This window comes from Bartonella mastomydis (assembly GCF_900185775.1).
GTDB classification, from domain to species: domain Bacteria; phylum Pseudomonadota; class Alphaproteobacteria; order Rhizobiales; family Rhizobiaceae; genus Bartonella; species Bartonella elizabethae.
Window position 1 is genome coordinate 730,851 of record NZ_LT883138.1, and the last position, 12,369, is coordinate 743,219.

Consider the following 12,369-nt stretch of genomic DNA (forward strand, 5'->3'; position numbering starts at 1 on the left):
GAAAAATATTCTCAACCAAAAAAGCTTAAAGATTTTCTTATTATCCTAGTAAATTAACAAATGTGGAAGGATGAGAGATGAGCACTGAAATGTTCATCCAGTATTTTTTTAATGCACTGGCATTGGGGTCTCTTTATGGGCTTATCGCTATTGGTTACACCATGGTTTATGGTATATTGAGACTGATTAACTTTGCTCACGGTGATATCTTTATGCTGGGAGCTTATTTTGTTTTCTTTTCCACAATTAGCTTTATGCCGGCTTGGGCAGCATTTCTTCTTTTATTCCTCGCTGCTCTTATTTACTATTCAGTATTTATAGGATTTAAAAGGCGCCCTCCAACTTATTGGATGGCGGTTTTTTTGATTCTTGCGTTAGGATTTATTTATTATTTTAAAATTTCTCCACAAAATTTTACCCCGATCTGGGTTTTAGCTCTTTGTTTTTCCATTTTTATTACAAGTGCAGTGGGGATTATTGTTGATCAATTTGCCTATAGACCTTTACGCCATGCACCACGTATTTCGGCACTTATCGGTGCAATCGGTGTTTCTTTTTTTATTGAAAATATTGCTACTGTACTCTTTAGTGGTGTTCCCAAAGGCGTAAAACAACCAGATTTTCTGGTAACACCATTTTTATGGCACCTAGGATCAGAAGCAGAAGGTGTCATTAGAATTGCTCCCATGTCTCTGATTGTTCCTATCGTATCATTGGTTCTTATTGCCTTATTGTTATGGATTATCCATAAAACAAAACCTGGTCTTGCTATGCGTGCAATTTCTCATGATATCGAAACAACGCGTTTGATGGGGGTTTCTGTCAATAAAGTTATTGCATTTACATTTGGGATAGGCTCAGCACTTGCTGCTATAGCTGGTATTATGTGGTCTTTACGTTATCCTCAAATTCAGCCTTATATGGGCGTTCTTCCTGGTCTTAAAGCCTTTATTGCCGCCGTTATCGGAGGTATTGGTTCGATACCAGGAGCAATGTTGGGAGGATTGTTATTAGGGTTTATTGAAATTATGATTATCGCATTTTTCCCCGCGCTATCTGGATATCGTGATGCCTTCGCTTTCATTTTATTGATTCTGATTTTATTGGTATTGCCCACGGGATTAATGGGTAAAAAAAGTCAGGAGAAAATCTAATGACAAAATCAGCGACAACCTTTTTATCGTGTATCAGTATTTTCGTTCTTATAGGTTTTTTATTCTATGCGGATAACCATTTTAATGACTATACACTCCGTATCATCAATCTGATTGCTATTAATGCAATCTTGGCAATTTCACTTAATTTGATTTACGGCTTTACAGGTATGTTTTCCCTTGGGCATGCCGGCTTTATGGCTATTGGTTCTTATGTCTGCGCAATTTTACTTCTTTCTCCTGAACAAAAAGAGATGATGTGGATTCTTGAGCCTATCGCTGAACCATTATCCCATCTACAATTCCCTTTTTTTGTCGCTGTTGTTATCAGTGGTTTGTGTGCAGCAATTATCGGTTTATTGATTGCTTTGCCAATATTACGTCTTGGTGGCGATTATCTCGGAATTGCAACATTGGGTTTTGCAGAAATTATCCGTATTGTCATTACCAATGCAACATCGCTTACAAATGGTTCTTTGGGAATTAAAGGAATACCTCAAAATGCAACGTTATGGTGGAACTATGGTTGGTTAGCATTTACAGTTCTTTTTATTGTCCTCTTACTGCGAAGCAATACGGGTAACGTATTACGGGCTATTCGTGATGATGAAATTGCTGCAAAAACGATGGGAATTAATGCTTTTTTCTACCGTAGTTTTTCTTTTACTGTTGGAGCATTTTTTGCAGGAATAGGTGGCGCATTAATGGCTGCTCTTATTTCAACCATTGATCCAAAAATGTTTAATTTTTTGCTCACGTTTAATATTTTGATGATTGTCGTTGCTGGTGGTCTTGGTTCAATTACAGGAAGCATTATTGGCAGCATTATTATTACAGTCATGCTCGAATGGCTTCGTATTATTGAAAGTCCATTTGACTTAGGTTTTATACATATTCCAGAAACACCAGGACTTCGCATGGTTGTTTTCTCTCTTTTATTGCTGGTAATTATTTTATTTTGGAGAAAGGGGTTGATGGGACAACGTGAATTTTCATGGAATGGAATTTATAACTTTTTGGCACGCAAAAAGTTTTCTAAGTCTGAGGGAAAGCTATGAACGACACTCTTCTTTCACTCAATGATATTGTAATGCGTTTTGGCGGGTTAATTGCTGTCAATAATGTTAATATGGCCATTAAACGAGGAAGCATAACAGGATTAATTGGTCCTAATGGTGCCGGAAAAACAACAGTTTTTAATATGATTTCTGGATTTTATGCTCCTACAAGTGGTACTATTCTTTTTGATGAACAAAAAATTTCTGGAGAGCCTCCTTATATTGTTTGCAGGCGTCATATTGCCCGAACATTTCAAAACATTCGTCTTTTCTCAGGGTTAACGGTTTTACAGAATGTTATGGTAGGCGCTCATGTCCGTCAAAAATATCCTTGGTTTTATTCAGCTCTCTTTTTTTCAAAAGCAATGAGAGAAAAAAGAGAAGTGTATAAAAGTTCCATGGAGCTTCTTGAACGGCTACAACTTGATCACCTTGCCAATCAATTAGCAACAGCTTTACCTTATGGTGTACAGCGACGTTTAGAAATCGCACGCGCATTAGCCACAAAGCCTAAATTGCTTCTTCTTGATGAACCTGTCGCTGGCATGAATCCTCAAGAAAGTGAAGATCTTAGAAAATTCATCGCAAAAGTGCAAAAAGACTTTGATCTTACAATTCTTCTTATTGAGCACGATATGAAAGTGGTTATGGGGCTTTGCCAACATATTTTGGTTATGGAATATGGCTGTTGCATTGCCAGTGGCACACCAGATGAAATTCGTAATGACCCTAAAGTTATTGAAGCTTATCTCGGCGGAGATGTTTATGGATATTCTTAAAATAAAAAATCTTCACGTTCATTATGGCGCCATTAAAGCTGTTCAAAATCTTTCTATGTCCATAAAAAAAGGCAGTATTGTTACTTTAATTGGGGCCAATGGTGCTGGGAAAAGCAGTATTGTACGCTCTATTACAGGACTTAATCGCTCTGTCTATGGAGAAATTACCTATAATGGCGAATCAATTATTAAAAAATCACCAGAAGAGATTTTGCGATTAGGGATTGCTCTCAGCCCTGAAGGGCGACGTATTATGCCCCATCTCACTGTTTTAGAAAATCTCCATCTGGGTGCTTATATTCGTCATGATAAACAGGGAATTTCTCGTGATATTGAATGGATATTTGATCTTTTCCCACGTCTACGTGAAAGATCAAGACAGTTGGGGGGAACAATGTCAGGTGGGGAACAACAAATGGTTGCTGTAGGGCGCGCACTTATGAGTAATCCTGATATGGTTATATTAGATGAACCCTCACTGGGGTTAGCCCCCCTTCTCGTTCGGGAGATTTTTTCGATTATCCGCAAAATTAATGATATGGGAAAAACTGTTCTTCTTATTGAACAAAATGCATTTGCTGCACTTTCTATCGCTGATTATGCTTATATTTTAGAAGTAGGGCATATTTTATTTCACGGTGAAGGAAAAGCTATGCTTTCTGATCCGCGCGTTAAAGAAGCCTATCTTGGTGGATAAAGACGAAAAATTAAGGAAATAGAATCTATTCCTCCTCACTTTTAAGAAAACATTTCTCATCACTGATGAGAAATGTTTTTCAGTTTGATGATTATATCCACCATTTTTCTGCACAAAATATTCCTGCGGCTTGTTCAATAATATGCGCTATTTGAAAAATAACTTCTTCAGCAAAGGGCTTACCAATCAGTTGTAATCCTAAGGGTAAACCACTTGATGACAAACCAGCAGGAACAGAAATTCCTGGTAAACCAGCCATATTAACCGGTACCGTAAAAATATCATTAAGATACATTGCGACAGCATCATTTTTTATTTTTTCATCAGCAATACCAAAGGCAGGTGTTGGTGTTGCTGGGGTAAGAATAGCATCAATGCCTGAATCAAAACATTGATCAAAATCACGTTTTACGAGTGTCCTTACTTTTTGAGCTCTAAGATAACAGGCATCATAATAGCCTGATGAAAGAACATAAGTCCCCACCAAAATACGCCGCTTGACTTCATCACCAAAACCAACAGAACGCGTATTTTCATACATCTCGATGATGTCTTTTCCAGGCACACGCAAACCAAAACGGACACCATCATAACGCGCTAAATTAGAAGAGGCTTCTGCAGGAGCTATAATATAATAAGAAGGTAGAGCATATTTTGTATGAGGTAAAGAAATATCGTGTATTTCAGCTCCCGCATCTTTTAACCAATTTATTCCCTTTTGCCAAAGTTCAATAACCTCAGAAGACATTCCATCCAGATAATATTCTTTTGGAATACCAATTTTCATTCCTTTAATTGATTGACCAAGATAACTTTCATAATCAGGAACTGGTAAATTCATGGAAGTAGAATCTTTTTCATCAAAAGAGGCCATTGATCTGAGTAAGATAGCACAGTCACGAACATCTCTAGCAATAGGTCCAGCTTGATCGAGGGATGAAGCAAACGCGACAACGCCCCATCGTGAACAACGTCCATAAGTCGGCTTTATTCCTACAGTTCCAGTAAAAGCTGCTGGTTGACGTATTGAACCACCTGTATCTGTTGCTGTTGCACCCGCACAAATTTGTGCAGCAACAGCGGCAGATGATCCCCCCGAAGAACCACCGGGGACGAGTTTTTCATTCGAGCCTTTTTTTCTCCATGGATTAATAACAGGACCATAATATGACGTTTCATTAGAGGAGCCCATAGCAAACTCATCCATATTAAGTTTTCCGAGCATTACGGCACCATCTTGCCATAAATTAGCCGTAACGGTTGATTCATAGTGCGGTTTAAAACCATCAAGGATATTTGAACAGGCTTGAGTATGAACACCACGGGTTGCAAAAAGATCTTTAATTCCTAGAGGGATTCCTTCCAAAGTCCCCCCCTCTCCTCTCGCCAAACGGCCCTCTGATTCAGCAGCCATTTTTCTTGCTTGTTCTGCTGTTATTGTTACATAAGCATTCAAAGTTGGATTAGCCAGTTCAATTGCTTTTAAATAAGCTTCCGTTAATTCCGTTGCTTTGAGCTTTTTCTTTATGAGAGCATCACGAGCTTGTGCAATTGTGAGGTTTGTTAAATCAGTCATATTGGTTCTCAAATTTCAAAAATATAAAAAGTTACTCAACAATTTTTGAGACAAGAAAGAAATTTTCTTCTGTAACAGGTGCATTGGCGACAATATCTGCTGCTTTATTGCCATCTGTAACATGATCTTCACGCATTCGTAGAGTCATCGGTATCACAGATGTTAATGGCTCAACTTCACTGACATCAACTTCATTTAACTGCTCTACAAAACCGAGAACAGCATTGAATTTTTTTGTCATAGGTTCTATCTCATTATCGTGGATGGCAATCCGCGCTAAACGAGCAACCCGCTTGACGGTTTCTTGATCAACAGACATACTCTTTACGCCTTTCTGTTTTTTTTGTTTTATGCATTGATCTTTATTCTCGCTATACAAGGCTGCGCTTGCAAGCGCAAGAATATTAGATAACATGAATAAAGAATATAATTATAGATCTGTAACATAAAAAAACGTATTATAATTCTTATGACTGTTATTAATATCAATGAAGTTATGACGCATCTTTTGCCTGGACAAACAATAGCAGGCTTAGATTTAGGGACAAAAACGATTGGAATTGCGATTTCTGATATGGGGTTGACTGTTTCTAACCCGCGTCCTGTGCTGCAGCGAAAAAAATTTACAGAAGATGCCCAAACATTGATTAAAATTTTTGATCATGAAAATGTAGGTGTTATTATCATTGGCTTACCTCTTAATATGAATGGAAGCAGTGGCTCTCGTGTTCAAGCAACCAAAGCCTTTGTGAGCAATATGAAAGAACATACAAAAATTCCATTTGTTTTTTGGGATGAACGCTTATCAACCATTGCCGCAGAGCGCTCTTTGTTAGAAATGAATGTATCGCGCGCTAAAAGAGCAAGCAGAATTGATTCGGCAGCCGCTGCTTTTATATTACAAGGTGCTCTCAATAGAATTCAAAACTTTCATCATATGGAAGGATAGAGAACATTGAGCAAATGCCCTGCATTATAGCGTGCAATGAGCATCCCGTAAGAAGATCTCCATTGTCCCCCAAGGCGGCTTTCCATATAGGCATTTGCAACATGTTCTATATCCGTAGAACGTAATGATGCGGCAGCAGCTGCATAGGCTACTTGTTCAACAAAAAACCTTCCTGCTCCTTCATTTTCCGCGGCCATATCACCGGCGGACTTAATAATTTCAATGGCACGTGGTCCTGCTGGTCCAATATCAAGAGCAATTTTTTCTAACAATTTCTGAAACAATCCCGGTGCTTTTTCGGCAATAAGAATGGCATCCTTTACCAATTGATTAGCCGAACTATTTCTCACAATTCGCGCAGGTCCATTATGCAACATTTGTGATAATGGATTGTTCTCTATAAAGCTTTCAATACCAAGTTGTGCAATAATTTCGCCAATAATAGGCACAACCAATTGACTGACGTGGTAAGCAATAATAGGTGTCATAATGCGCGCGAAAGCTGCTTCAGAACGGTCATTTGCTGCATTGTCAAAGGCTCGCGCTAAACGCAAAACCAATGCTTGTGAAGCAGCAATATCTAATGCAATATCTGCAAAAATACGTTCTGTCAGCGGTGGTAAAGGCTGATTTGGCATTTTTTTGCGGAAAAAATCTATACCAAATTGAAGGGCAGCGCGCAAAACACCTGCCGATATGACAGATTGATCAAAACGCATCATCGTTTCGATATCTTTAATAACTTTAAGACCTTCTCCAGCATTTCCCAAAAGCCAGCCATAACTGCCTTGAAAATCAACAACCCCCTCTGGTGTTAAAAGTTCTCCAGAACGCTGAATTAAATGACGAATCGATATCAGTCCATTTAATGCACCATTTTCCTGTATACGTGGAACAAAAAAGCAACTTAAATGACCATTTAAATCTGCACTAACAAGATATCCATCAGCTGTAGGATTAATAACATTGGTTTTTACGACATTTAAACGATACAGATCTCGCTCCATATTTTCATCGAAAGAAATTTTCTTAACACTTGGAAAATTGAAAGCGTATTGTTCAATATCATCAAAGGCACACGTCAGAGAAGCGGATTTTTTATGATGAATAGGTCTTGATGAAGAATCATATTGGCGTGACAAAAGGACATTTTGCCATTTTTTGAAGAGCTCACTATCACTAATTAAGACAGCAATCGCTGCACTCGTTATAATAACCTCATTCAAATGCCCCGTTTCTAAACCAGCAGATAAAGCCAAACGAATCGCACGTGCTTGATAACGTACCCCATTTTCTGAAGAAGTATTTTCCCAAAGCGAAGTCACCAACCCCGCTTGTCTAGAATATTGTTGAAGGTCTTGATAAGAAGAATGTATTTCTAATTTTTCTGTCCGCTGTCCCCATTCATCGTTATAACATAATAAAGGCTTATAATGATTCGCTGAGCAAGAAAGCTTCCATGCTTCTCGACTCGCAGCAAAATCCCCTATTTCTTCAAAGCTTGCTAGTAAAAACTTAGGCAAAGTAGAAGCCATACGAAACATAAGCGTATCGCTAAGAAATGTATTTTTTCGACGAGCATTTTGCGCAGAGACAGCACTCATAGGTCTATTCCTATATTCAAATCATTCATATCATAGACTATTTGTCTTTTTAGAGTTAAGAAACATTTATCATATTCAACAAATGCTTGTTTAATCTGTTTTAAAGAGAGATAAAGAAGAATGCTATGATTCAAGATAATTTTTTTCCACCTTTCCCTCATGAACATCTTTTAGCTATTAAAGATCTGAGTGTACAAGATCTTAATACATTGCTTGATCGTGCAGAAGCAAACATTATTCTTTCTAACAAAATTGATAAAACAAAATCTATTTTGCGCGGACGGACTCAAATTAATCTCTTTTTTGAAGCTTCTACGCGAACACAATCTTCTTTTGAATTAGCCGGCAAAAGGTTGGGAGCAAACGTGATGAGTATCGCGATTGGCAACTCATCTGTAAAAAAAGGAGAAACGTTACTTGATACGGCTGCAACGCTTAATGCGATGAAGCCAGATATACTGGTTTTTCGCCATAGCAGTGCGGGAGCCGCAGCTTTATTAGCGCAAAAAGTTGATTGTTGTGTCATTAATGCAGGTGATGGTGCTCATGAACATCCAACCCAAGCTTTATTAGATGCTCTAACCATTAAAAGAGCAAAAGATCGTATTGAAGGATTAACGGTTGCCATTTGCGGAGATATTTTGCACTCGCGTGTTGCACGTTCTAATATTCTTAGTCTTAATGCTTTGGGTGCTCGTGTTCGTGCTGTTGCCCCTTCAACACTCTTACCCACCGAAATTAATCAGATGAGTGTTGAGGTTTTTAACAACATGAAAGAAGGCCTTAAAGATGCTGACGTTATCATGATGTTACGCTTACAGCATGAACGGATGACGGGCTCTTTTATTCCCTCCACGCGTGAATATTTTCATTATTTTGGTTTACATAAAGAAAATTTAGCCTATGCGAAAAGCGATTGCATTATTTTGCATCCTGGTCCCATAAACCGTGGTGTGGAGATTGCATCGGATATCGCCGATGGGCCACAAAGTATGATTCATACACAAGTAGAAATGGGAATTGCAGTGCGTATGGCGGTTATGGAAGCTTTATTAGATTCACGCTTGAAGATCAATGGAGAAAAAAAATGATAAAACCAATTGTTTTTCAACAGGCTCGTATTATTGATCCTTCACGCGCAATCGATGAAATTGGTACAGTTATTGTTGAAAATGGACGGATTACAGCCGCTGGAAAAGAAGCTTTGAATCAAGGAATCCCTGCAGAAGCAGAAGTTATTAATGCACAAAATAAAGCAATTCTTCCTGGACTTGTTGATGCGCGTGTTTTTGTTGGAGAACCAGGAAATGAAAATCGTGAAACAATTGCATCTGCAAGTCAAGCAGCTGCAGCAGGTGGTATTACTTCCTTTCTTATGATGCCAGACACGCATCCAGTTATTGATAATGTTGCCCTCGTTCAATTTATTAAGCGCACAGCAGGGGAAATGTCATCGGTCAATATTTATCCCGTTGCGGCAATCACACAAGGTTTCAACGGACAAGAAATAACTGAATTTGGTTTGCTCAAGGATGCAGGCGCCGTTGCTTTTAGTGAAGGAAAAAAAACACTCCAAAATTCATCTGTTATGCGACGTGCAATGACTTATGCACGCGATTTTGATGTCCCATTGATCCACGAAACGCAAGATAAAGATCTTACAGGACAAGGCGTGATGAATGAAGGACTGCTCGCCAGTTGGCTTGGTCTTTCTGGCATCCCCCGCGAAGCAGAAGTGATCTCACTTGAAAGGGACCTGCGCTTAGCAGCACTAACGCAAACACGCTATCATGCCGCTCAGATATCGACTGCGCTCTCTGCTGATTCCCTTCGCTTAAGCAAGCAACGCAGTGAGAAAATTTCAGCCGGTGTATCGATTAATCATTTATCTTTCAACGAAAATGACATTGGTCAATATCAAACTTCTTTCCGCCTCATGCCTCCATTGCGTACAGAAGAAGACCGGATAGCACTGATTGAAGCAATAAGAGATGGAACTATAGATGTTATTGTTTCTTCCCATGACCCTCAGAGTATCGACACAAAACATTTACCATTCAATGATGCAACAGCTGGTGCTGTTGGTATGGAGACCTTATTGAGTGCAACTTTGCGTTTTTATCATGATGAGAATCTATCTCTTCTCCGGATAACTGAACTTTTGTCAACGACGCCTGCAAAGCTCTTTGGACTCAATGCAGGAACACTCAAAAAAGGTGTTTATGCAGACCTTATTATGGTTGATCTTGAAGAACCATGGGTTGTTTCAACAGAGAAGCTCTATTCACGTTCAAAAAATACTCCTTTTAAGAATGCATGTTTTCAAGGACGTGTTCTCCAGACCTTTGTGAAAGGGAAATCCGTTTTTAAACTTGATCAACAAACTTAATGAGATTCTTTATGAATGAAACAGAAATATTTTTTCAGTCCACTCCATGGTTTATTTTCCTCGTATCGTATCTCATTGGCTCAATTCCATTTGGTCTTCTGTTGACGAGATTGGCCAAACTTGGCGATATAAGAGCAATCGGTTCCGGCAATATTGGAGCAACAAATGTTTTACGAACAGGAAATAAGAAAGTTGCTGCTCTAACACTTCTTTGTGATATGTTAAAAGGAGCTATCGTTATTTTCGTTATAAAGTTCTTTAGTGATCCACTCGACAATAGTATCTTTGTTTCTCTAGCGGGTTTTTTCGCTTTCTTAGGACATCTTTTTCCCGTATGGCTTAAATTTAAAGGTGGCAAAGGTGTTGCGACCTATCTAGGGGTTTGCTTAGGAGTCTATTGGCCCGCAGCAATTATTTTTATTATTGTATGGAGTGCGATTTTTCTTCTCATGCGTTATTCTTCATTATCTGCGCTTGCTGCCGTTACGATCACGCCGATATTTGTTTTTTATTTTTCCGATTCTTATTTCTGTTATATGCTAATTGCGATGAGCCTATTTGTGTTCATAAAACATTCTGCAAATATCCGTAGATTATTAATTGGGGAAGAAAATAAGATTGGTACGCAAAACAGAGATAAATAAAGGAATTCTGCTTACTGATCGTCAACGTCTAAGCTGGTTACGGTTATTGCGCAGTGAAAATATTGGAGCTGTCAGTTTTCGTAATCTCATTGATCATTATAAAACAGCAGAAAATGCTCTAGCAGCACTGCCAGAACTTAGTCAAAAAGGAGGTGGTTCTGCATCTATTAAAATAGCAAGCTTAGAAGATGCAGAAAAAGAAATACAAGAAGCTGAAAGATTAGGTATTCGGTTTATCGGTATGGGAGAACCGGATTATCCAGCTTTTCTGAAAGTTACAGAAGCCCCTCCGCCACTTATTGCTATCAAAGGTAATGTTTCGATTTTTCAAAAAACGTCTATTGGCATTATAGGCTCTCGAAATGCCTCAGCTGCGGGAAAAAAGCTTACAGCTCAATTTGCGCATTGTCTCGGAGAAGCAGATTTTGTAATAATTTCTGGGCTTGCTCGTGGAATTGATAGCGTTGCGCATCAAGCAAGTTTAAAAACAGGAACTGTTGCAGTCATGGCTGGAGGAATTGATCATATCTATCCTCCTGAAAATAAAAAGTTGCATGAAGACATCATCGCTAACGGTGGAGCTATCATCAGCGAAATGCCCATCTCTTGGAAGCCGCGTGCTATCGATTTTCCAAGAAGAAACCGTATTATTGCGGCTCTATCACTTGGTCTCTTGGTTGTAGAAGCAGCCCTGCGCTCAGGATCTTTAATTACTGCACGCCAAGCAGCTGAAATGGGACGGCTGATTTTTGCCATTCCCGGTTCTCCACTTGATCCAAGATCTGTTGGTACAAATAACCTTATCAAGGATGGAGCTCTCCTCACCACACATCCTTCTGACATCATCGAAACACTTACGCCATTAATTTCACCGCTTCCCAATTCCCAACTCAATTTTTTTGAGGAAGAATCCTCTTTACAACTTGAAAAGGAGAATTTTAATTCAGCAGATGAAAAAAACTCTCATTCCTCTTTAACAGATGACGATGCAGCACGCGCAGCAGTTCTCTGTGCCCTTTCAACAACGCCAATAGACATAGATACACTCAGTACCCACACAGGCATTCCACTCCCAACTCTCTACCTCTTATTGGTAGAACTCGAGCTTTCTGGAAAGCTTATTCGACACTCTGGTGGTTGTGTGTCATTGTCGAATCTTGATCTTCCCCAAGAGCCTCAGCACTATTAATAATACTTTGCCCTTCTTTGGCAACCATATCCAAAAGCAATGCTAAAAGCGGACTATGCGCCTGACGCGCCATCTGATTCATTTGCTTTGACATGTCTGTAATATATTGGATAACTTTCAAATGATTTATAAACATAATCCTCTATCCTTGAGCATTTCCCCTCCTACCTCTCAATAGACGTTATCTTAGTATTTCGCCGTATGTTTTTGTAATAACAGTGGAAAATAAATCGTGTAATTCTATATAGGGTGCACTTTAATAATAACAATCACAAGTTGTACAATATTCATGTTTTTTATATGGCTAATATTTTTTTTATGTGTTCTTAA

13 protein-coding genes are annotated in these 12,369 nt (G+C 38.8%); 9 read left to right on the forward strand and 4 right to left on the reverse strand.

Annotated elements, in window-relative coordinates; genetic code table 11:
- Positions 1–77 precede the first annotated feature (77 nt).
- From FJG96_RS06370 to FJG96_RS06385, 4 genes are read left to right on the forward strand one after another with little or no spacing between them, the layout of a single operon-like run.
- Entirely contained in the window at positions 78–1,154 is a 1,077-nt protein-coding gene (locus FJG96_RS06370) for a branched-chain amino acid ABC transporter permease (protein WP_139413239.1), read from the forward strand.
- Positions 1,154–2,212, forward strand: coding sequence for a branched-chain amino acid ABC transporter permease (locus FJG96_RS06375; RefSeq protein WP_139413240.1), 1,059 nt, complete (start codon positions 1,154–1,156; stop codon positions 2,210–2,212). The genes FJG96_RS06370 and FJG96_RS06375 overlap by 1 nt, the downstream gene beginning before the upstream one ends.
- Positions 2,209–2,991: an ABC transporter ATP-binding protein gene (locus FJG96_RS06380; protein WP_139413241.1), complete on the forward strand. Its 783-nt coding sequence runs from the start codon at positions 2,209–2,211 to the stop codon at positions 2,989–2,991. Before FJG96_RS06375 ends, FJG96_RS06380 begins: the two co-directional genes overlap by 4 nt.
- Complete coding sequence (locus tag FJG96_RS06385; RefSeq protein WP_139413242.1) at positions 2,978–3,688, forward strand: ABC transporter ATP-binding protein; 711 nt, start codon at positions 2,978–2,980, stop codon at positions 3,686–3,688. Before FJG96_RS06380 ends, FJG96_RS06385 begins: the two co-directional genes overlap by 14 nt.
- 91 nt (positions 3,689–3,779) lie before the next feature.
- Here the strand turns inward: FJG96_RS06385 and gatA are convergent, their stop codons facing one another.
- Both gatA and gatC read right to left on the reverse strand, forming a co-directional pair.
- Positions 3,780–5,264 (reverse strand): Asp-tRNA(Asn)/Glu-tRNA(Gln) amidotransferase subunit GatA, encoded by a 1,485-nt coding sequence (gene gatA, locus FJG96_RS06390; protein WP_139413243.1) that lies wholly within the window; start codon positions 5,262–5,264, stop codon positions 3,780–3,782.
- A 31-nt stretch (positions 5,265–5,295) separates the two neighbouring features.
- Positions 5,296–5,583 (reverse strand): Asp-tRNA(Asn)/Glu-tRNA(Gln) amidotransferase subunit GatC, encoded by a 288-nt coding sequence (gatC, locus tag FJG96_RS06395; RefSeq protein ID WP_139413244.1) that lies wholly within the window; start codon positions 5,581–5,583, stop codon positions 5,296–5,298.
- Positions 5,584–5,733: 150 nt separating this feature from the next.
- On the opposite strand from gatC, the gene ruvX reads away from it, so the two are divergent.
- Complete coding sequence (gene ruvX / locus FJG96_RS06400) at positions 5,734–6,213, forward strand: Holliday junction resolvase RuvX (protein WP_139413245.1); 480 nt, start codon at positions 5,734–5,736, stop codon at positions 6,211–6,213.
- On the opposite strand, the gene FJG96_RS06405 is transcribed toward ruvX, so the two are convergent.
- Entirely contained in the window at positions 6,198–7,817 is a 1,620-nt protein-coding gene (locus FJG96_RS06405; protein WP_139413246.1) for an acyl-CoA dehydrogenase family protein, read from the reverse strand. The two genes, ruvX and FJG96_RS06405, sit on opposite strands and share 16 nt — an antisense overlap.
- Positions 7,818–7,942: 125 nt before the next feature.
- Here FJG96_RS06405 and FJG96_RS06410 point away from each other — a divergent pair, with 125 nt between their 5' ends.
- From FJG96_RS06410 to dprA, 4 genes are read left to right on the forward strand one after another with little or no spacing between them, the layout of a single operon-like run.
- Complete coding sequence (locus FJG96_RS06410; protein WP_139413247.1) at positions 7,943–8,908, forward strand: aspartate carbamoyltransferase catalytic subunit; 966 nt, start codon at positions 7,943–7,945, stop codon at positions 8,906–8,908.
- Entirely contained in the window at positions 8,905–10,206 is a 1,302-nt protein-coding gene (locus tag FJG96_RS06415; RefSeq protein WP_139413248.1) for a dihydroorotase, read from the forward strand. Before FJG96_RS06410 ends, FJG96_RS06415 begins: the two co-directional genes overlap by 4 nt.
- An 11-nt stretch (positions 10,207–10,217) precedes the next feature.
- Positions 10,218–10,850, forward strand: coding sequence for a glycerol-3-phosphate 1-O-acyltransferase PlsY (gene plsY / locus FJG96_RS06420; RefSeq protein ID WP_139413249.1), 633 nt, complete (start codon positions 10,218–10,220; stop codon positions 10,848–10,850).
- Entirely contained in the window at positions 10,807–12,039 is a 1,233-nt protein-coding gene (dprA, locus tag FJG96_RS06425; protein WP_139413250.1) for a DNA-processing protein DprA, read from the forward strand. The genes plsY and dprA overlap by 44 nt, the downstream gene beginning before the upstream one ends.
- On the opposite strand, the gene FJG96_RS06430 is transcribed toward dprA, so the two are convergent.
- Positions 11,969–12,175, reverse strand: coding sequence for a hypothetical protein (locus tag FJG96_RS06430; protein ID WP_005773510.1), 207 nt, complete (start codon positions 12,173–12,175; stop codon positions 11,969–11,971). The two genes, dprA and FJG96_RS06430, sit on opposite strands and share 71 nt — an antisense overlap.
- Positions 12,176–12,369 lie beyond the last annotated feature (194 nt).